Source organism: Streptomyces sp. PTL18, from assembly GCF_059510295.1.
In genome coordinates, this window is record NZ_JCAJZO010000002.1 from 283961 (window position 1) to 304321 (window position 20361).

Sequence of the window (20361 nt, forward strand, 5' to 3'; positions counted from 1 at the left end):
CTCAACCGGTGTCCAGTTCGAGGCCGAGATCCTCCGGCAGCGGCGCTCCGAACTCGGTGATCTCCTGCCGCCGGTAGTCGACGCCGTCTCCCTTTCCCACGGGCTTCGTCAGCAGGACGCACCGCGCCGTGATCGGATCCACGATGAGGTGGACAGGCACCCTGCCGGCGGCGTGGACCGACCGCTTGATTGCGCGGTCCCGCTGGACACTGGTTTCGGCGACGGTCTCGACGACCATGGTGACCGGGCTGCACGGCATCGGGCGGCCCGGGCCGGGCAGGGCATCGCGCGCCACGACCACCGGATCCGGTACGGGCTCGCCGGCCTCGTCCACGATGTCGACGTCCTGCGTCCGGAGGATATGCCGGCGATCCAGTGGAATCTCGCGGCAGCCTGTGAACCAGGTGGTTGGGGACCGAACCTCCGTTCCGTTGGCATACACCCGTCCGTCGGCACACACCCACCGGAGTGATCAGTCCACCAGGTCCCGCACCACCGCATCCGCCAGCAGCCGCCCCCGCAGCGTGAGAACGGCCCGCCCCTGCTCGTACGGCCCTGCCTCCAGCAGCCCCTCCCCCAGCGCCCGGCGCGAAGCCGACAGCCCCTCTTCCCGCAGCAGCGCCAGCGGCACCCCCTCCCGAAGCCGCAGCTCCAGCAGGATGCGCTCCACCCGGCGGTCCTCCTCCGACAGGACCTCCCGGCCCGCGCCCGGGGAACGGCCCTCCGCCAGCGCCGCCGCGTACGCCCCCGGATGCTTCACGTTCCACCAGCGCACGCCCCCCACGTGGCTGTGTGCCCCCGGGCCCGCGCCCCACCAGTCCGCGCCCCGCCAGTACAGCTCGTTGTGCAGGCAGCGACCGGAGGTCGACGTGGCCCAGTTGGAGACCTCGTACCAGTCGTAGCCCGCCGACCCCAGCACCTCGTCAGCGATCAGATAGCGATCCGCGTGCACGTCGTCGTCCGTCATCGGGATCTCCCCCCGGCGGATGCGACGGGCGAGCCGTGTGCCCTCCTCCACGATCAGCGCGTACGCCGAGATGTGGTCCGGGGCCGCCTCCAGCGCCGCCTCCAGGGAGGCCCGCCAGTCGTCGTCCGACTCCCCCGGTGTGCCGTAGATCAGGTCCAGGTTCACGTGCTCGAAGCCCGCCGCCCGCGCCTCGGCCACGCACGCCTCGGGGCGGCCCGGGGTGTGGGTGCGGTCGAGGATCTTCAGGACGTGCGGACGGGCGCTCTGCATGCCGAAGGAGATCCGGGTGAAGCCACCCTCCCGGAGGGTGGCCAGATACGCCGGACCGACCGACTCCGGATTCGCCTCGGTCGTCACCTCCGCGTCGTCCGCGAGGCCGAACTCGTCGCGGATCGCCCCCAGCATCCGTACGAGGTCCTCCGCGGCCAGCAGCGTCGGCGTGCCGCCCCCGACGAACACCGTGCGCACCTCGCGCGGGTCGTCGCCCAGTACCTTGCGGGCCAGCCCGACCTCGTCGATCAGGGTGGACGCGTAGTTGTCCCGGGAGGCCAGGACTCCTCCGGTGCCCCGCAGCTCCGTCGCCGTGTAGGTGTTGAAGTCGCAGTAGCCGCAGCGCGTCGCGCAGTACGGCACGTGGAGGTAGAACCCGAGGGGGCGCTCGGCGGCCCCGGTGAGCGCGTGCGCGGGCAGTGCGCCGTCGTCGGGGACCGGATCGCCGTCGGGGAGTGCGGAAGGCATGTCCCCCATTGTCCCGTACGGCCGGAACTACTCGATCCGGCTCATTCCGCTTGCAGTACCAGCAGCGCCAGGTCGTCCTCCGGGGGCTTCCCGTCGAACTCGTGCACAAGCGTCCTGATCCGCTCGGCGACCAGCTCCGCGTTCATCCCGGCGCAGCCGGCCAGTGCCGCCGCGAGCCCGTCGCCGTCGTCGAACTGGCGCGACCCGCTGCGCCGCTCGGTCACCCCGTCGGTGACGCACAGCAGCGTGTCCCCGGAGCGCAGGTCGAAGGTCTCGCACGTGTACGTCTCGTCCTCGACGACCCCGAGCAGCGTCTGCGGCCGGGCCACGGCCCGTACGCCGCCGTCCGGGCCGAGCAGCAGCGGCAGTGGATGCCCGGCCGAGGCGAGCGTACAGCGCACCCCGCCGTCGAAGGGGACGAGTTCACCGTAGAGGAGGGAGAGGAAGCGGGCGTGGGGGCCGTCGTCGACGACCGGTGTCGGCGTGCCCGCCGCGACCAGCGCCCGGGCCGCCGCGTCGGAGGCCTCCGTGGCGTCGTCGAGCAGGAGCTGGTTGAGGCGGTCCAGGACGTCCGGAACGTCGTAGCCCTCGCGGGCCAGCAGCCGCAGCCAGGGCCGGGCGAGCCCGATCACGACCGCGGCCTCCGGCCCCTTGCCCTGGACGTCGCCGAGCGCGAAGCACCACCGTCCGTGGCCGGCGGGGAAGATGTCGTAGAAGTCACCACTCGGTCCGCCCTTGTCGCACGGCTCGTACACGAGTGCGCTGCTCACCCCGGGGATCTCGGCGACCGCGCCCGGCAGCAGCCCGCGCTGCAGCACCCGGCTGATGGTGGCCTGGCGCGCGTACTGCCGGGCCGCCCCGATGGCCAGTGCCACCCGGCGGCTGAGGTCCTCGACGAGTCCGGTGACCTCGTCGGGGAAGCGCAGGAGCCCGGCCCGCCCGATGACGAGCGTGCCGAGCGGCCGCCCGCCGGCGATCAGCCGGTAGGCGAGCGCCGCTCCGGTCGCGCCCCGCGGGCCGAGGGCCTCGCCGGGCCAGGGCACGGGCACCGCCCGGGACCGCACCGACTCCGGCAGTCGGGGCGGGTCCTTCTCCAGGGCCCGGCGCAGTTCCTCGATGCGGTTCTCACTGCCGTGCCAGACGCGGGCGAGCCGTGGCCCGGCGGCGACGGACGCAGACGGCCCGTGCCAGCCGGTCGCCTCGTCCTCCAGCCACACCGCGCACCACTCGGCGAGCCGGGGCACGATCAGCTGCCCCGTGAGGGCGGCGACCAGGTCCTCGTCGAGCTGCCCGGCGAGCAGGTCGGACGCCTCGGCCAGGAAGGACAGCGCACCGCGGCCCCGCCACTCCCCCTCGTGCAGGCCGCGCCCGGGCTCGGCGAAGGCGGCGAGTTCGGGCCCGAGTATCTCGGCGGGACTCAGCCCGCGTCCCAGGGCACTGTCCCCGGCGTACGTCTCGATCCCGGCCTCGACGTCCAGGGCGCCGTGCAGGGGAACCAGCGCCCAGACGGTCTTGGTGCCGGTGCGGTAGATGATTCCCCAGGCCGTGGAGAGGGAGGAGACGAGGCGCAGCCCCCGGCCGTACTCCGGTATGCCGTAAGGGCGGTCGGCGCCTTCGTCCCGTACGGCGCGGGAGGGGTGGTGGTCGGAGACCTCGACGAAGAGCGCGGGCGACTCGCCCTGTGCGTCCATGAGGCGGCAGACCAGCTCGACGTCGGTGCCGGCGTGCACGACGGCGTTGGTGACGAGTTCGCTGACGACGAGCAGGGCGTCGTCGGCCGGCCGCTCGATGACGGCGTCGGGCTCGCCGGCCCGGTCCCACTCGCTGAGGGCGCCGCGCACGAGCCGGCGGGCGTTGCCGACGGCGAGCGGGCTGCCGGAAAGCGTCACCCGCACCAGCGTGCGCAGGCCCGCTGACTCGAGCACGTCGGGGGCACGGGAGGCGGTCTCCCGTTGGGTGGGAATGGGCCCCATGGACAGCTCCCCGGGCAGTTCGGACGAATACGCCTGTGGCGATGCGGACAGGGTGACAGACTGGCTCCGCCCCTACGCACCGAGTTACCGAAGTGGCCCGCCATGAGTGAGAACCGTGCTACCCATGTGGTCGAAGACGGACAGATTCGAGCAGGGCATGCCTCCTGAGACAACGTACGAGGACAGCGCCGAAATCCTCCTCGTCGACGACATGGAGGACAACCTGACCGCGCTGGAGGCCGTGCTGCGCTCGCTCAACGAGCCGCTGGTGCGCGCGCGTTCGGGCGAGGAGGCGATGAAGGCACTGCTCGAGCGGCGGTTCGCGGTCGTCCTGCTGGACATCCGCATGCCGGGCATGGACGGCTTCGAGACCGCCGCGCACATCAAACGCCTCGACCGGACCAAGGACGTCCCGATCGTCTTCCTGACCGGCTCGGACGCGGAGGCCGGGTACGCCTTCCGGGGGTACGCGACGGGGGCCGCGGACTATCTGACGAAACCCTTCGATCCGTGGGTGCTGCGGGCGAAGGTGACGGTGTTCGTCGATCTGTACCGCAGGAACAGGCGGTTGGAGCGGCTGCAGGAGGGCCTGGCCGGGCTGGAGGAACGCCTGGCCGCGGACGAGCTCCCGGACCTGTCCGAACTACGGCGGCAGGTCCGGGAGTTGCAGCGGTGGGCAGCCGGGGGGCGGACGCCCTGAGGCCTCCTCAGGCCTCGCGCGTGCCCGCGTACATCTCGTCGATCAGGTGCTTGTACTCCCGTTCGACGACCGGCCGCTTCAGCTTCAGGCTGGGTGTGATCTCCCCGTGCTCGACATCGAGGTCCCGCGGCAGCAGCCGGAACTTCTTGATGGTCTGCCAGCGCTGGAGGCCCTCGTTGAGCTGCTTGACGTAGCCGTCGACCATCTCGACCGTCGCGGGCGCGGCGACGACCTCCGCGTACGACTTCCCCTCCAGGCCGTTCTCCTTCGCCCACTCCAGGATCGCGATCTCGTCGAGCGCGATGAGCGCGGTGCAGAAGTTCCGGTCCGCGCCGTGCACGAGGATGTTGGAGACGTACGGGCACACCGCCTTGAACTGTCCCTCGACCTCGGCGGGCGCGATGTACTTGCCGCCCGAGGTCTTGATGAGGTCCTTCTTGCGGTCGGTGATGCGCAGGTACCCGTCGGGCGACAGCTCGCCGATGTCACCGGTGTGGAACCAGCCGTCCGCCTCCAGCACCTCGGCGGTCTTCTCGGGCAGCCCGTGGTAGCCCTCCATGATGCCCGGGCCGCGCAGCAGGATCTCGCCGTCGTCCGCGATGCGCACCTCCGTGCCGGGCAGCGGCTTGCCGACCGTGCCGGTGCGGTAGGCCTCGCCCGGGTTGACGAAGGAGGCCGCGGAGGACTCGGTGAGGCCGTAGCCCTCGAGGATGTGGATGCCGGCGCCCGCGAAGAAGTACCCGATCTCGGGCGCGAGGGCGGCCGAACCGGAGACACAGGCCCGCAGACGCCCGCCGAACGCCTCGCGGATCTTGGCGTAGACGAGCGCGTCCGCGACCTTGTGCTTGGCTCCGAGACCGAACGGCACGGCGTGCGTGCCCGTGCGGCGGAAGTTGTCCTGCGAGACCTTGGCGTACTCGCGGGCGACCTCCGCCGCCCACTGGAAGATCTTGTACTTGGCCGGGCCGCCCGCCCGGGCCTTGGCCGCGACGCCGTTGTAGACCTTCTCGAAGATGCGCGGCACGGCCGCCATGTACGTCGGCTGCACCACCGGCAGATTCTCGATGATCTTGTCGACGCGGCCGTCGACGGCGGTGACGTGCCCGACCTCGATCTGGCCGGAGGTGAGCACCTTGCCGAAGACATGGGCGAGCGGCAGCCACAGGTACTGCACGTCCTCGGGACCGAGCAGCCCGGTCGCAGCGATCGCCTTCGCCATGTACGCCCAGTTGTCGTGCGGCAGGCGCACACCCTTGGGACGGCCGGTGGTGCCGGAGGTGTAGATGAGCGTGGCGAGCTGGTCCTTGGTGATCGCGCCGACCCGCTCCTTGATCAGCTGCGGGTGCTTCTCCAGGTACGCGGCCCCGCGCTGTTCCAGTTCGGTCAGGGTCAGCACCCCGTCGCCGGTCTCGACGCCCGCCGGGTCGATCACCACCACATGGGTCAGGGCGGGCAGCTCGTCGCGCTTCTGCTGCACCTTGGCGAGCTGTCCGGCGTTCTCCGCGACGAGGACCTTGCTGTTGGAGTCGAAGAGGATGAAGGCCGACTCCTCTGCGTTGGTCTGCGGATAGATGGTGGTCGTGGCGGCACCGGCACACAGGATGCCGAGGTCGGCGAGAATCCACTCGACCCGGGTGGAGGAGGCGAGGGCGACGCGCTGCTCGGGCTGGACACCCAGTTCGATGAGCCCGGCCGCGATCGCGTGGACCCGCTCGGCGGCCTCCGCCCAGCTCAGCGACTTCCAGTCGTCGGGGCCCTCGCCGGAGGCCGGGGGTACGGGGTAGCGGTAGGCCTCGGCGTCCGGCGTGGCCGCCACGCGCTCCAGGAAGAGGGCCGCCACGGAGGGCGGACGGTTCTCGGTCAAGGTCTGTGTGTCGCTCACGACATCCTCCGGGGCCCGCGGCGGTGCGGCTGGCTGGCTCATTGCTGCTGGATCGTTGCGGCTGCGGTCACTCGAGACCTTTTGTTTAACTCACGAGTAACACTCGAGCAGGCATCAGGGTAGAGCCCGACCGGCCGGTTCGTAAGGGGCGGTGGCCTGTCGTTTCGTACACAGAGCGACCGGGCGCATGCACGGGGCCCGCCGCGCTTTCGCACGACGGGCCCCGTACCGCCCGGTTTGCCGGGCGGTCGCAGGGTGACCGCGTTACTTCTTGCCCTTGCTCGACCCCGCGCTGTCATCACTGGAGAGCACCGCGATGAAGGCCTCCTGCGGAACCTCCACGGAACCCACCATCTTCATCCGCCTCTTGCCCTCCTTCTGCTTCTCCAGCAGTTTCCGCTTACGGGAGATGTCACCGCCGTAGCACTTGGCGAGCACGTCCTTGCGGATGGCCCGGATGGTTTCGCGGGCGATCACCCTCGAGCCGATGGCGGCCTGCACCGGTACCTCGAAGTTCTGCCGCGGGATGAGTTCCTTCAGCTTGGCGACGAGCCGGACGCCGTACGCGTACGCCTGGTCCTTGTGGGTGATCGCCGAGAAGGCGTCGACCTTGTCGCCGTGCAGCAGGATGTCCACCTTGACCAGGCTGGACGACTGCTCTCCCGTGGGCTCGTAGTCGAGCGACGCGTACCCGCGCGTCTTGGACTTCAGCTGGTCGAAGAAGTCGAAGACGATCTCCGCGAGGGGCAGGGTGTAGCGGATCTCGACGCGGTCCTCGGAGAGGTAGTCCATGCCGAGGAGGGTGCCGCGACGGGTCTGGCACAGCTCCATGATCGCGCCGATGAACTCGGTGGGCGCGAGGATCGTGGCCCGTACGACCGGCTCGTACACCTCGGCGAGCTTGCCCTCGGGGAACTCGCTCGGGTTGGTGACCGTGTGCTCCTCGCCGTCCTCCATGATCACGCGGTAGACCACGTTCGGCGCGGTGGCGATCAGGTCGAGCCCGAACTCGCGCTCGAGCCGCTCGCGGATCACGTCGAGGTGCAGCAGGCCGAGGAAGCCGACGCGGAAGCCGAAGCCGAGGGCGGCGGAGGTCTCCGGCTCGTAGACGAGGGCGGCGTCGTTGAGCTGGAGCTTGTCGAGGGCCTCGCGCAGGTCCGGGTAGTCGGAACCGTCCAGCGGATACAGGCCCGAGAAGACCATGGGCTTCGGGTCCTTGTAACCGCCCAGCGCCTCCTGGGCGCCCTTGGCCTGGCTGGTGATGGTGTCGCCGACCTTGGACTGACGGACGTCCTTCACCCCGGTGATGAGGTAACCCACCTCACCGACCCCGAGGCCGTCGGCACCGAGCATCTCGGGCGAGTTGACGCCGATCTCCAGCAGTTCGTGCGTGGCGCCGGTGGACATCATCCGGATGCGCTCGCGCTTGTTGAGCCGGCCGTCGACGACACGGACGTAGGTGACGACGCCGCGGTAGGAGTCGTAGACGGAGTCGAAGATCATCGCGCGGGCGGGCGCGTCGGCCACACCGACCGGGGCCGGGACCTGCTCGACGACCTTGTCCAGCAGCGCCTCGACGCCGAGACCGGTCTTGGCGGAGACCTTCAGCACGTCGCCGGGCTCGCAGCCGACGAGGTTGGCGAGCTCCTCGGCGAACTTCTCCGGCTGCGCGGCCGGCAGGTCGATCTTGTTGAGGACCGGGATGATCGCGAGGTCGTTCTCCATCGCCAGGTAGAGGTTGGCGAGGGTCTGCGCCTCGATGCCCTGGGCGGCGTCGACCAGGAGGATCGTGCCCTCGCAGGCGGCGAGGGAGCGCGAGACCTCGTAGGTGAAGTCGACGTGTCCCGGGGTGTCGATCATGTTCAGAATGTGCGTGTTGCCCGGATCATGGGTGGGGGCCCAGGGCAGCCGCACGGCCTGGGACTTGATCGTGATACCGCGCTCGCGCTCGATGTCCATGCGGTCGAGGTACTGAGCGCGCATCTGCCGCTGCTCGACGACGCCGGTCAGCTGGAGCATCCGGTCGGCGAGCGTGGACTTGCCGTGGTCGATGTGCGCGATGATGCAGAAGTTGCGGATCAGCGCCGGGTCGGTACGGCTCGGCTCGGGCACATGGCTAGGGATCGCGGGCACGCAGGGTCCTGATTCTTGAGGCGTCCGCAGTGTCTGCGGTCTCGGGTCGGATCGATACGTAGCCTCCATGGTCCCACGCGCGCGGGGCTACGACCGGTCTGGGCCGTGCCGGGGGCGGTGGAACGGGTGGCCGGGCGAGGCCTCGCGGCCGGTTTGGGCGGGCCAGAGGGCGGCTGGTAGCCTGGGTGGCTGTGTCTCACTGCCCTCTCAGCGCGAGACACGTCTTCAAGAAATCACCGGCACGTGAGACGTCCAGTCTCGCGTGCCTGAACCTGTAAAGGCTCATTCGTGGCGAACATCAAGTCCCAGATCAAGCGGAACAAGACGAACGAGAAGGCGCGCCTGCGCAACAAGGCCGTCAAGTCCTCGCTCAAGACCGCGATCCGCAAGGCTCGCGAGGCTGCTGCCGCGGGCGACCTCGAGAAGGCCACCGAGCTCCAGCGCGCCGCCGCGCGTCAGCTCGACAAGGCCGTCTCCAAGGGCGTCATCCACAAGAACCAGGCCGCCAACAAGAAGTCGGCGCTGGCTTCCAAGGTCGCGACCCCCAAGGGCTGACCCCCTTCCTTTTGATCTGAACTGATCCAATCGCCGGCAGGACCCAGAGCGGGCCCTCTCTCATCCGCTCCCGACCGGCACCCCGAGTCCGTACGCGGCCTGCGTTCGCCACGCGGGTACGGACTCACCGGCTTGAACCGAAGGCCCCGCCCTCCGTCCTTCCCCGGGACGGAGGGCGGGGCCTTCGCTGTGGGCAGCCACGTCGGCATGGGCTGCCGGTCACGGGCATGGGCATGGGCGGTCACGGGTGAGCTGGAGCCATGCACCGGGTGGGCGGGCGGCCCCCGGGTGGGGCGGCCCGGGTGGGGCGGCGGCCCTCCTCGGGTGGCGCGACCCGGGTGGGGCGGCGGCCCTCCTCGGGCGGCGCGACCCGGGTGGGGCGGCGGCCCTCCTCGGGCGGCGCGACCCGGGTGGGGCGGCGGCCCTCCTCGGGTGGGCCTACCGCAAGCTCCGGGTGCGCGGCCGCGTCCTCTGCTATCCGCGCCCCCGGGACCGCGCCGCCCGGGCGATGGTGACCACGGCCTTCTCCAGCGCGTACTCCGGGTCGTCCCCGCCGCCCTTCACGCCCGCGTCCGCCTCGGCCACCGCGCGCAACGCGACCGCGACCCCCTCCGGCGTCCACCCCCGCATCTGCTGCCGGACCCGATCGATCTTCCACGGCGGCATGCCCAGCTCCCGCGCGAGGTCAGCGGGGCGACCCCCGCGAGCCGAGGAGAGCTTCCCGATCGCCCGCACGCCCTGCGCCAGCGCGCTCGTGATCAACACCGGCGCCACGCCTGTCGCCAGCGACCACCTGAGCGCCTCCAGCGCCTCCGCCGTCCGCCCCTCGACCGCCCGGTCCGCGACCGTGAAGCTGGATGCCTCGGCCCGTCCGGTGTAGTACCGCCCGACCACCGCCTCGTCGATCGTGCCCTCGACGTCCGCGGTGAGCTGCGCCACCGCGGACGCCAGCTCCCTCAGGTCGCTGCCGATCGCGTCGACCAGCGCCTGGCACGCCTCGGGCGTCGCCGAACGCCCCGACGTGCGGAACTCTCCACGCACGAACGCCAACCGGTCCGCCGGCTTCGTCATCTTCGGGCACGCCACCTCCCGGGCGCCCGCCTTGCGCGCGGCGTCGAGCAGGCCCTTGCCCTTGGCGCCACCCGCGTGCAGCAGCACGAGGGTGATCTCCTCTGCGGGCGAGACGAAGTACCCCTTGAGTTCCTTGATCGTGTCGGCCGGAAGGTCCTGTGCGTCGCGTACGACCACGACCTTGCGCTCGGCGAAGAGCGACGGGCTCGTCAGCTCGGCCAGCGTGCCGGGCTGCAACTGGTCCGAGGTCAGATCCCGTACGTCCGTGTCGGCGTCGGCGGCCCGGGCGGCGGCCACCACCTCCCGCACGGCACGGTCGAGCAGGAGGTCCTCCTGGCCCACGGCAAGGGTGACGGGGGCGAGAGGGTCGTCATTCGCGGTCTTCTTGGCCATCCCGGACAGCATCCCACGCGCCACTGACAACAGGTGCCCGCCGCTGTCGCCGCCCGAGGGCTACGGCTCCTCCCGCCAGCCGTCCCACTCCCCCGCGAAGGTGTCCAGCTCCTCCGGGTCGAGGAGCTGCTGCTCGTCCCGCAGGACGACCAGCCACTGCGCGTCCTCGGCATCGTCCTCCCCCGCCAGCGCGTCCCGGACGATCCGCGGCTCCTCGTCCACCCCGAACCGCTCCCCCAGCGCCTGCGCCGCCTCTTCCGCGGCATCACGGTCCGGCAGCACCAGCACATGTCTCACATCGCTCACGAGGCCCATTGTCGGGCACCGGCGACGCGACCAGCGGCCCGTCCCGCCGCTCCCGGCCCGGATCAGCCGCCTCGGCCGGCCTTCCGCAGCGTGGGCGCCCGGTCCAACTCGACCCCGAACCGCTCCCGGTAGACCTCCAGCACCTCCTTCTCACCCACCAGCTCCGCCACCTCCTTCCGCCCGTCCGGGGTCGTCACCGTCAGCCGGCTGCCACTGAGCGTGATCCGCCCTCCGTCCTCCGTGACCCGGGAACACACCAGCGACCGCACGAAGTGCGACTCGGGTGACGTGCTGTGCCACCAGACCCCGGCCCTGAAGTCCCCGAGCACCCGCGGCCGCACCTCCAGCCGGTACTGGCGCCTGCCCTCCCGCACCACGTCCAGATCCTCGAACTCCGCAGAACCGCCGCCTCCCCGCGCTCCCGCCGCATCCGCGCCGGCCTCGACCACCCGGAACACCCCGGCCGGGTCCCGCTGCTCGCCCCGCTCCCGGAACGCCAGCGGACAGTGGCTGTGCGCACCGAACCCGACGTCCGCCAGCCAGTCGCCCCCGTCCACCGTCCGTACCCGCAGCGCGAGATGGTCGTAGGGGATCCCGAGTCGTCCCTCGTCGTCGTAGACCCGCCCGGCGAGCAGCGTGACATCGAAGCCGAGCGCGGCCAGCAACGCCCCGAACACTCCGTTGAGTTCGTAGCAGAAGCCGCCCCTGCGCGCCCCCACGACCTTGTCCAGCAGCCGTCCCTCCTCCAGCACGATCTCCTCGCCGAGGTGGATCGAAAGGTTCTCGAACGGCACGGTCCTCAGATGGCGCAGATGCAGCTCGCGCAGCACATCGCCGGTGGGCCAGGCGGGGTGCTGCGCCCCGATCCTGCGGAGATAGGCGTCAACCTGTGCGGAGTCCATGCCCTCAGTCTCTCGCCACGCTCAACCCCCCGCCCGCCCCCGTGACGGCGATCGCGCCGTCCTGGTCCGTGCGCAACACCAGCGCGCCCTCGTCCCGCAGTGCTGCGACGGTGCTCGGCGCGGGATGACCGTAGGGGTTCTCCCTGCCGCACGAGATCAGCGCGAGCCGCGGCGCCACCCTGCGTATGAGCTCCGGGTCCTGGTGGGCCGACCCGTGATGGGCGACCTTCAGGACGTCCACGGGTCCCAGCTCCGCTCCGGCCGGCGATCTCAGCAGCTCCCGCTGCGCCGGTGGTTCGAGATCCCCGAGCAGCAGCAGGGTCAGCCCCGCCGACCGCACGAACAGCGCGACACTCGCGTCGTTCGGTCCGTCGGGGGACGGGGTGGGGTCCGATGGGGGTACCTCCCTGCTCGAGCGAAACCGAGAGCTCGGGGGAGGCCACAGCACCCGCCAGTCGAGCTGCCCGGTGCGCCGGCTCTCCCCGGCGACGGCACGCGTCACCGGGATGTGCCGGGCGGCCGCCTGAGCGCGCACGAACGCGGCCTGGTCCGGTGGCTCCTCGAACCCGGTCGTCTCGATCGCCCCCACCGCACGCCCGCGCAGCACTCCCGGGAGCCCCGCGACATGGTCGGCGTGGAAGTGGGTCAGCACGAGCAGCGGGACCCGGCTGACGCCGAGAACGGTCAGACACCGGTCGACCAGCGCTGGATCGGGGCCCGCGTCCACGACCACCGCCGTGCCCTCGCCCGCCGACAGCACGGTCGCGTCGCCCTGCCCCACGTCGCACATCGCGAACCGCCAGCCCGGCGGCGGCCACCCGGTGATCACCCGGGTCAGGGGCGGCGGCTGCACCACCACGAGCAGCAGCACCACGGCACAGGCGGCGGTCAGCCAGGGATGCCTGAGCAGCCGCCGACAGACGAGCAGGACCATCGCCGTCACGGCTGCCAGCAGCAGCGCCCCCGTCCAGCTGCCGGGCCAGTCCACCGCGCCGCCCGGCAACGCCGCCCCGGTGCGCGCGATGCCGGCGATCCACCCGGCCGGCCAACCCGCGCACCACGCCAGTGCCTTGGCGACCGGCATCGCGACCGGAGCGGCCGCCAGCGCCGCGAACCCCAGCACGGTGGCCGGCGCCACCGCGAACTCCGCGAGCAGGTTGCAGGGCACCGCGACCAGGCTCACCCGCGCCGAGAGCACCGCGACGACCGGTGCGCACAGCGCCTGGGCGGCGGCTGCGGCGGCCAGCGCCTCGGCAAGCCCGGGCGGGATCCGCCGCCGCTGCAACGCCGCGCTCCAGCGCGGAGCGACCGTCAGCAGCGCCCCGGTGGCCAGCACGGACAGCAGGAAGCCGTAGCCCCGCGCCAGCCAGGGGTCGTACAGCACCAGCAGCAGGACCGCCGCGGCCAGCGCGGGAAGCAGGGACCTGCGGCGCCCGGTGGCGAGCGCGAGCAGCGCGATCGTCCCGCAGGCCGCGGCCCGCAGCACACTCGGGTCCGGCCGGCACACGACCACGAAGCCGAGGGTGAGCACGCCGCCCAGCAGCGCCGTGCCCCGCAGCGGGATGCCGAGCAGCGGCGCGAGTCCTCTGCGTTCGGCGCGCTGCGCCAGTCCGGCAGGGCCGGTGAACAGGGCCAGCAGGAGCGTGAAGTTGCCTCCGCTCACGGCCAGCAGATGCGCGAGATCCGTCTCCTTGAAGGCGTCGTCCAGCTCCGGGGTGACGCGCGAGGTGTCGCCCACGACCAGTCCCGGCAGCAGCGCCCGCGCGTCCGCGCCGAGCCCGTCGGTCGCCTCGCGCAGCCCCGCGCGCAACCCTCCCGCCCATCGCTGCGCGGTCGACGGTTCGCCCACCACATCGGGTGGTCCCCCGTCCCGGACGCGCACCACGGCGGCGGCGCGGTCACCTCCGGTCAGCGGGGGTGCCAGCCTGCCCGTCAGGCGCACCCGCGTGGAGGGCAGCAGCGCGAGCCACGGTGACCGCTCGGGCCCCACCCGGCGGGTGCGCGGGTCGACGACCAGCAGCACGGGCGCCCGCGTCGCCACCGCGGTCCCGGCCGCCGTCGTCAGGCGCCGCAGCTCGCCGTCGAGCAGGACGGCGGCAGCCGTGGTGTGGTCGCCCTTGATCCTGGGCCGGGTGAGCCGTGGATCGGAGGTGACCTCGATCTCCGCGGTCACCTGGGCGTACTGGCGCGCGAGCGCGGGAACCGGCCCCCGTCGCAGATCCGCGCCGTGCAGTCCGCCGGACGCGGCGGCAGCGGCGACACAGAGCAGCACGGCAGCGACCGACACCACAGACCGCGGGCCCCCGGCCCGAAGCCCGCCCTCGGCATCTCCCCTCCGCAGCACCAACAGCCCACCGGCCGCCACCAGACAGCCGACGGCCACACCGGTGACCCACGCGGCCCGGGCGTCCAGAGCCCATGCAGCCGCGCCCCAGGCCGCCAACGCGGGCGCCGCCAGCCGCAGATCCGCCGGTTGCTCCTGCCGGGGGTGGGGATCGCCCAGCGGACTGCGGAGATCGCCCGGTGGCGCCTTCGGCCCGGCCACGCCGGGTTGCTCCGGCGGCCTCATGGCCGTACGAGCTTCCGCAGATCGGCGAAACGGCGTTCGCCGATGCCGTTGACCTCCCTGAGTTCGTCGACCGAGCGGAAACCGCCGTGCTGGGACCGGTAGTCGACGATGTGCTGGGCGAGCACCGGGCCCACCCCGGGCAGCGCATCGAGCTGGTCCACGGTCGCGGTGCTGAGGGAGACCGGGGTGGCGGCAGCGGTCGATCCGCCGCCCGGCGGAACCGTCGGGCCGGTGCCCGGTACCGGGGTCGCGGCGCCCACCACGATCTGCTCCCCGTCCACCAGGAGGCGGGCGCGGTTGAGGCCGTCGGTGTCGGTGCCCGGGGGCACTCCGCCCGCGGACCGCAGGGCGTCCGCCACCCGTGATCCGGCCGGCAGCCTCTGCAGCCCGGGATTGCGGACCTTGCCGGTGACGTCCACCACCACCGCGACCTCCGTCGCGGCCCCGGTGCCGCCCGTCGGCTGCGGTCCGGTCGGCTGTCTTCCCGCCGAAGCGCCCGACTCCGTCGGCCGTCTTGCTCCCGCCGTCCCGTAGGGCGCCGCCGCCCGCACCACCTCGGGCGCCCGCACCGGCTCGGTCCGGCCCGTCCAGAAGTGCTCCGCGGCGAACACCACGGCCACCAGCAGGAGTACGCCCAGCGCGGCCACGCTCCTGCGCTCCAGCCCGCACCTGGCCTGCAGCCACAACGGCATCCGCTCGCGCAGTGCCGGGCCGACCCGCTCCCGCCAGGCGCGGCCCGTGGCGGCGGGCTCGGGTGCGTCCATGTCACCGACGGCGGCCGGCCCGCTCGCACGGGCGGCCGCGCTCCCCGCCGACGTGTCCGCCCGGGGTCCCCCGACGTCCCGGTCCGCCCCTGGCGGCCCGTTTCCCCCTGCCCGTCGTTCCGTTGCTCCTTCGGCGAATGCCTCCGCACGTTCGGCGAAGAGTGCCTCCGCGCGCAGGCGCAGTGCGTCTGCGGCCGGGGGATGGTCCCGTCGGGCATGCGTCCGCGGGTGTCGCGGGCGGTGGCGGGTGCGGCCGTCGGAGCCGGGGATGCGGCCAGGTCCGCTGGTGGGAGCTGTGGTGTGGGAACGTGATCGAAGTGCCATGCGCCGAGGATCGGGCAGATCGCCGACCCATCGATGATCTTGGGCGATTCCCGGGGATTACTGGCTAGTTGTGGATAACTTCGTCACCCACATGAGTCACCATCGACCCGGGAATCGGTGTTTCCCCGTCAGCGAGGCGACACCACAGCCCCCAGCAGACCCGGCCCCGTGTGCGCCCCGATCACCGCTCCGACCTCGCTCACATGCAGGTCGGCCAGCCCGGGCACCCGGGCGCGCAGGCGGTCGGCGAGCGCCGACGCCCGTTCCGGAGCGGCGAGATGGTGGACGGCGACGTCGACCGGCCCGTCGCCGGCACGCTCGGCGACGATCTCCTCCAGGCGGGCGATGGCCTTGGAGGCCGTACGCACCTTCTCCAGCAACTCGATTCGGCCGCCGTTCAGCTGCAACAGCGGCTTCACCGCGAGCGCCGAGCCGAGCAGCGCCTGCGCGGGGCCGATCCGGCCACCGCGCCGCAGATAGTCCAGGGTGTCGACGTAGAAGTACGCGGAGGTGTCCGCGGCCCGCTTCTCCGCCGCCGTGACGGCGTCGTCGGCCGTGCCGCCCGCCTCCGCGGCCCGGGCGGCGGCCAGCGCGCAGAAGCCGAGGGCCATCGCGACCATCCCGGTGTCGACCACACGCACCGGTACCGGAGCCTGGCGCCCGGCGAGCACCGCGGCGTCGTACGTGCCGGAGAACTCGGAGGACAGGTGCAGCGAGACGATGTCGCTCGCGCCCGTCGCGGCGACCTTGCGGTAGGTCTCGGCGAACAGCTCGGGGCTGGGCCGGGAGGTGGTGACGGGCCGTCGCTTCTGCAGGGCCTGGGCCAGGGAACGGGCGGAGATCTCGGTGCCCTCTTCGAGTGCCTGGTCGCCGAGGACCACGGTCAGGGGCACCGCGGTGATGCCGTGGCGCTCCATCGTCCGCGGCGGCAGGTAGGCCGTTGAATCGGTGACGATCGCGACATGGCGGGACATGAGCTGGAGGTTACCTGCCGGAACGCGCCAGGGGCAGACCGACCCCGCCGACCTGGACGGTCCTTGCAGGGGTCATCGCGTGCTCTCGGGGCGTGGCTTCCTCTGCCAGGGGTACACGGGCCGCTGGGCGCGCGGACCGAGCGCCGGCCGGGTCTGCTCCCGCGCCGTACGCGGCTCGGGTGTCTCCGGCCAGCTCTGCCCGGAGGAGGCCGCGCCCTCCGGCGCCGGCGCCTCGGGCCAGGACGGCGCGGACCCCGTCGGCTGTCCTGTGCTCCAGTGGCGCAGCGCGCCCGCCTCCACGTCGATCTGGGCGCTCAGCGCCTCCAGGTCGTCGTCCGCGAACCGGCGTGCCCTGTCATGGGCGGCCCAGCGCAGGGAGTCCGCCGACCGGGTGACCCGCTCGGTGCGTTCGCGCAGCTCGGGCAGCCGGGAGACGAGCGCCTGACGGTCCGGCTCGGTCTCCAGGCGCCGCAGTTCGGCGTCCAGTTCCCGTCCGTGCGCGCTGAGGCGCCTGAAGAGGCCCAGCGCCTCCTTCAGCGACTCGTCCTCGGCGACGCCCGCGTGGAGTGCGTCCTGAGTCGCGCGCATGGAGGTGCGCAGCCTCAGCCGCAGCTCGGCGAGTTCACCGGCCGGACCGGGCTGGGTGAGGGTCCTGGCGCGCAGGGTGGTGTCCTCCACCGTGCGGCGGGCCTGTGCGATCGTGCGGTCCACACCGCGTCTGGCCGCGCCCACCGCCTTCACCGTCGCGTACACGCCGAGGACGAGGCACAGCACGAACAGGAGCGCGACGACGGTCAGAACGGCTTCCACAACGCTCCTCCTCCGGTCGGCCGGGCGGCTGCTCACCGCCCTTCCACGGTAAACGCAACGGGCAGGTCCGGGGTTCCGGAAGAACCCCGAACCTGCCCGTAGGGGACTACCCCGACAAGGACGGCATCGATCACCGACGGCGAGGACCGCCTTGCCGGCCCGCTAGGCGGTGACGATGTTCACCAGCTTCGGCGCGCGCACGATCACCTTGCGGATTCCGGCGCCGCCCAGGGCCGCCGCCACCTTCTCGTCGGCCAGCGCCACCTTCTCCAGTTCCTCCTCGGAGATCGAGGGCGGAACCTCCAGGCGCGCCTTGACCTTGCCCTTGACCTGGACCACGCAGGTCACGGTCTCGTCCACGACGTAGGCCGGATCGGCGACCGGGAAGTCCTGGTGGACGACGGAGTCGGTGTGGCCCAGCCTGTGCCAGAGCTCCTCGGCGATGTGCGGGGCCAGCGGGGCGATCAGCAGTACCAGCGACTCGGCGACCGGGCGCGGCACCGGGCCTCCCGCCTTCGTCAGGTGGTTGTTCAGCTCGGTGATCTTGGCGATCGCCGTGTTGAACCGCAGGCCCTCCAGGTCCTGGCGCACGCCGTCGATGGCCTTGTGCAGGGCGCGCAGGATGTCCTCGTCGGGCTCCGCGTCGACGACGGTGACCTCACCGGTGGTCTCGTCGACGACGTTGCGCCACAGCCGCTGCAGCAGCCGGAACTGGCCGACCACCGCGCGCGTGTCCCACGGCCGCGACACGTCCAGCGGGCCCATCGCCATCTCGTACAGGCGCAGGGTGTCCGCCCCGTACTCGGCGCAGATCTCGTCCGGAGTGACCGCGTTCTTCAGGGACTTGCCCATCTTGCCCAGCAGACGGGTGACCTTCTCGCCCTGGTAGTAGTACGCGCCGTCGCGCTCCTCCACCTCGGCGGCCGGCACCGCGATGCCGCGGGTGTCGCGGTACACGTAGGCCTGGATCATGCCCTGGTTGAACAGCTTGTGGAACGGCTCGGCGGAGGAGACGTGCCCCAGGTCGTACAGCACCTTGGACCAGAAGCGGGCGTACAGCAGGTGCAGCACGGCGTGCTCGGCGCCGCCGACGTACAGGTCGACGCCACCGTGCGGCATGCCCTCGCGCGGGCCCATCCAGTACTGCTCGATGGCCGGGTCGACCAGCTTCTCGCTGTTGTGCGGGTCCAGGTAGCGCAACTCGTACCAGCAGGAACCGGCCCAGTTGGGCATGGTGTTGGTCTCGCGGCGGTACTTCTTCGGCCCGTCGCCCAGGTCCAGGGTGACGTCGACCCACTCCTCGTTGCGCGACAGCGGGGTCTCGGGCTGGGTGTTCGCGTCGTCCGGGTCGAAGGTGCGCGGCGAGTAGTCCTCGACCTCGGGCAGCTCCAGCGGCAGCATCGACTCGGGCAGCGCGTGGGCGACGCCCTCCTCGTCGTAGACGATCGGGAAGGGCTCGCCCCAGTAGCGCTGGCGGCTGAACAGCCAGTCGCGCAGACGGAAGTTGACCGTACCCTCGCCGATGCCCTTGCGCTCCAGCCACTCGGTGATGCGGGCCTTGGCGTCGGTGACACCCAGGCCGTCCAGCGTCACCGAGTCACCGGCGGAGTTGACGATCTTCGCGTCGTAGGAGACGAAGGCGTCGTCCCAGGTCGACGGGTCGGTGCCGCGGCCGTCGGTGGGCTCGACGACGCAGCGGATCGGCAGCTCGAAGGCGCGCGCGAAGGCGAAGTCACGGGTGTCGTGCGCCGGGACCGCCATGATCGCGCCGGTGCCGTACCCCATCAGCACGTAGTCGGCGATGAACACCGGGACCTTCTCGCCGTTGACCGGGTTGATGGCGTACGCGCCCGTGAAGACGCCGGTCTTGTCCTTGGCCTCGGCCTGCCGCTCCACGTCCGACTTGGAGGCGGCCTGGGCACGGTAGGCGGCGACGGCCTCGGCGGGCGTGGCGTGGCCGCCGGTCCACACCTCGTGCGTGCCCTCGGGCCACGCCTCGGGGGTGAACTTCTCCACCAGCGGGTGCTCGGGCGCCAGCACCATGTAGGTGGCGCCGAACAGGGTGTCCTGGCGCGTGGTGAAGATCGTGACGGTCTCGCCGTCGATCGGGAAGTCGACACGGGCGCCCTCGGAGCGGCCGATCCAGTTGCGCTGCTGCAGCTTGATGGCCTCGGGCCAGTCCAGCTCGTCCAGGTCCTCCAGCAGCCGGTCGGCGTAGGCGGTGATGCGCATGTTCCACTGGCGCAGCTTGGCCTTGAAGACCGGGTAGTTGCCGCGCTCGGAGCGGCCGTCGGCGGTGACCTCCTCGTTGGCCAGGACGGTGCCCAGGCCGGGACACCAGTTGACGGGCGCTTCGGAGGCGTAGGCCAGGCGGTACTCGCCCAGGACGTCGGCGCGCTCGGCGGGGGTCAGCTCGTTCCACGCGCGCGTGGTGCCCGGAACCGCCCGCTCACCCGACTCGAACTGGGCGATCAGCCGGGAGATCGGGCGGGCCTTGCGGGCCTCCTCGTCGTACCAGGAGTTGAAGATCTGCAGGAAGATCCACTGGGTCCACTTGTAGTAGTCCGGATCGATCGTGGCGAACGACCGGCGCTTGTCGTGTCCCAGGCCCAGCCGGCGCAGCTGGGACTTCATGTTCTGGATGTTGGCCTCGGTGGACACGCGCGGGTGCGTGCCGGTCTGCACGGCGTACTGCTCGGCGGGCAGGCCGAAGGCGTCGAAGCCCAGGGTGTGCAGGACGTTGTGCCCCGTCATGCGCTGGAACCGGGCGAAGACGTCGGTGGCGATGTAGCCCAGGGGGTGGCCGACGTGCAGACCCGCACCCGAGGGGTACGGGAACATGTCCATGATGAACTTCTTGGGACGGGCGACCAGCTCGGCGTCGCCGGCCAGGTCGCCGCTCGGATTCGGCGCCTCATAGGTGCCCTCGGCATCCCAGAAGTCCTGCCAGCGTGCCTCGATCCCGGCCGCCAGAGTGGCCGTGTAGCGGTGCGGCGCTGCCTCCGCCGACGCAGCGGCAGCGGGGTTCGTCTCGCTCATGATCCTCAAAGCTCCATAGATCGTCTCTGCCAGCGGAAATGAAAAAGCCCCTCGCACAGGAGGGGTCGCCGCGCCGATTCCGACCATCGGACTCGCCCGGTGGTCGGGACTGATCAGCGCGGCTCGCTAAGCAGAAGGCGTACGGCACGCATGGCGTCAGGGTACCGCAGGGCCCGAGGCCGCCGCGACGGGCCACCGGCGGCAGCCTCCCCGGGACCGTCCCGGAGCGCACAGCAGCGGACCGCAGTGAACTCAACACGC

At 71.9% G+C, this 20361-nt stretch carries 15 protein-coding genes; 2 read left to right on the forward strand and 13 right to left on the reverse strand.

The window, feature by feature from the left end; all coding sequences use genetic code 11:
* Position 1: 1 nt before the first annotated feature.
* The 3 genes from AC5WS8_RS05705 to AC5WS8_RS05715 are packed head-to-tail and all read right to left on the reverse strand — an operon-like array spanning position 2 to position 3678.
* Entirely contained in the window at positions 2 to 460 is a 459-nt protein-coding gene (locus tag AC5WS8_RS05705) for a Uma2 family endonuclease (RefSeq protein ID WP_496102170.1), read from the reverse strand.
* A 12-nt stretch (positions 461 to 472) separates the two neighbouring features.
* Entirely contained in the window at positions 473 to 1705 is a 1233-nt protein-coding gene (gene hemW, locus AC5WS8_RS05710; RefSeq protein ID WP_496102171.1) for a radical SAM family heme chaperone HemW, read from the reverse strand.
* Positions 1706 to 1746: 41 nt separating this feature from the next.
* The gene (locus tag AC5WS8_RS05715; RefSeq protein WP_496102172.1) at positions 1747 to 3678 is read right to left on the reverse strand and encodes a SpoIIE family protein phosphatase; all 1932 of its coding nucleotides are present in this window, start codon (positions 3676 to 3678) and stop codon (positions 1747 to 1749) included.
* 157 nt (positions 3679 to 3835) lie between these two features.
* Between AC5WS8_RS05715 and AC5WS8_RS05720 the strand changes: the two genes are divergently transcribed.
* A complete protein-coding gene (locus AC5WS8_RS05720; RefSeq protein ID WP_496102173.1) occupies positions 3836 to 4378 on the forward strand; it encodes a response regulator in 543 nt (180 codons plus the stop codon).
* 7 nt (positions 4379 to 4385) lie between these two features.
* On the opposite strand, the gene AC5WS8_RS05725 is transcribed toward AC5WS8_RS05720, so the two are convergent.
* On the reverse strand, positions 4386 to 6260 hold the full coding sequence (locus tag AC5WS8_RS05725; protein WP_496102174.1) for an AMP-dependent synthetase/ligase: 1875 nt from the start codon (positions 6258 to 6260) through the stop codon (positions 4386 to 4388).
* 264 nt (positions 6261 to 6524) lie between these two features.
* A complete protein-coding gene (gene lepA / locus AC5WS8_RS05730) occupies positions 6525 to 8393 on the reverse strand; it encodes a translation elongation factor 4 (RefSeq protein ID WP_496102175.1) in 1869 nt (622 codons plus the stop codon).
* Between the two features lie 288 nt (positions 8394 to 8681).
* On the opposite strand from lepA, the gene rpsT reads away from it, so the two are divergent.
* Positions 8682 to 8948: a 30S ribosomal protein S20 gene (gene rpsT, locus AC5WS8_RS05735; protein WP_496102176.1), complete on the forward strand. Its 267-nt coding sequence runs from the start codon at positions 8682 to 8684 to the stop codon at positions 8946 to 8948.
* A gap of 474 nt (positions 8949 to 9422) precedes the next feature.
* On the opposite strand, the gene holA is transcribed toward rpsT, so the two are convergent.
* The 8 genes from holA to leuS form a co-directional block, all read right to left on the reverse strand.
* Positions 9423 to 10412 (reverse strand): DNA polymerase III subunit delta, encoded by a 990-nt coding sequence (gene holA / locus AC5WS8_RS05740; RefSeq protein WP_496102177.1) that lies wholly within the window; start codon positions 10410 to 10412, stop codon positions 9423 to 9425.
* Between the two features lie 60 nt (positions 10413 to 10472).
* A complete protein-coding gene (locus AC5WS8_RS05745) occupies positions 10473 to 10718 on the reverse strand; it encodes a hypothetical protein (RefSeq protein ID WP_496102178.1) in 246 nt (81 codons plus the stop codon).
* Positions 10719 to 10780: 62 nt separating this feature from the next.
* On the reverse strand, positions 10781 to 11620 hold the full coding sequence (locus AC5WS8_RS05750) for an arylamine N-acetyltransferase family protein (RefSeq protein WP_496102179.1): 840 nt from the start codon (positions 11618 to 11620) through the stop codon (positions 10781 to 10783).
* Positions 11621 to 11624: 4 nt separating this feature from the next.
* A complete protein-coding gene (locus AC5WS8_RS05755; protein ID WP_496102180.1) occupies positions 11625 to 14189 on the reverse strand; it encodes a ComEC/Rec2 family competence protein in 2565 nt (854 codons plus the stop codon).
* Positions 14186 to 15277: a ComEA family DNA-binding protein gene (locus AC5WS8_RS05760; protein ID WP_496102181.1), complete on the reverse strand. Its 1092-nt coding sequence runs from the start codon at positions 15275 to 15277 to the stop codon at positions 14186 to 14188. Before AC5WS8_RS05760 ends, AC5WS8_RS05755 begins: the two co-directional genes overlap by 4 nt.
* 128 nt (positions 15278 to 15405) lie before the next feature.
* The gene (locus AC5WS8_RS05765; protein WP_496102182.1) at positions 15406 to 16251 is read right to left on the reverse strand and encodes a DegV family protein; all 846 of its coding nucleotides are present in this window, start codon (positions 16249 to 16251) and stop codon (positions 15406 to 15408) included.
* Positions 16252 to 16323: 72 nt separating this feature from the next.
* Positions 16324 to 17061, reverse strand: a complete 738-nt coding sequence (locus tag AC5WS8_RS05770) for a hypothetical protein (protein ID WP_496102183.1) — start codon at positions 17059 to 17061, stop codon at positions 16324 to 16326.
* 162 nt (positions 17062 to 17223) lie between these two features.
* On the reverse strand, positions 17224 to 20100 hold the full coding sequence (leuS, locus tag AC5WS8_RS05775; RefSeq protein WP_496102184.1) for a leucine--tRNA ligase: 2877 nt from the start codon (positions 20098 to 20100) through the stop codon (positions 17224 to 17226).
* Between the last annotated feature and the right edge of the window lie 261 nt (positions 20101 to 20361).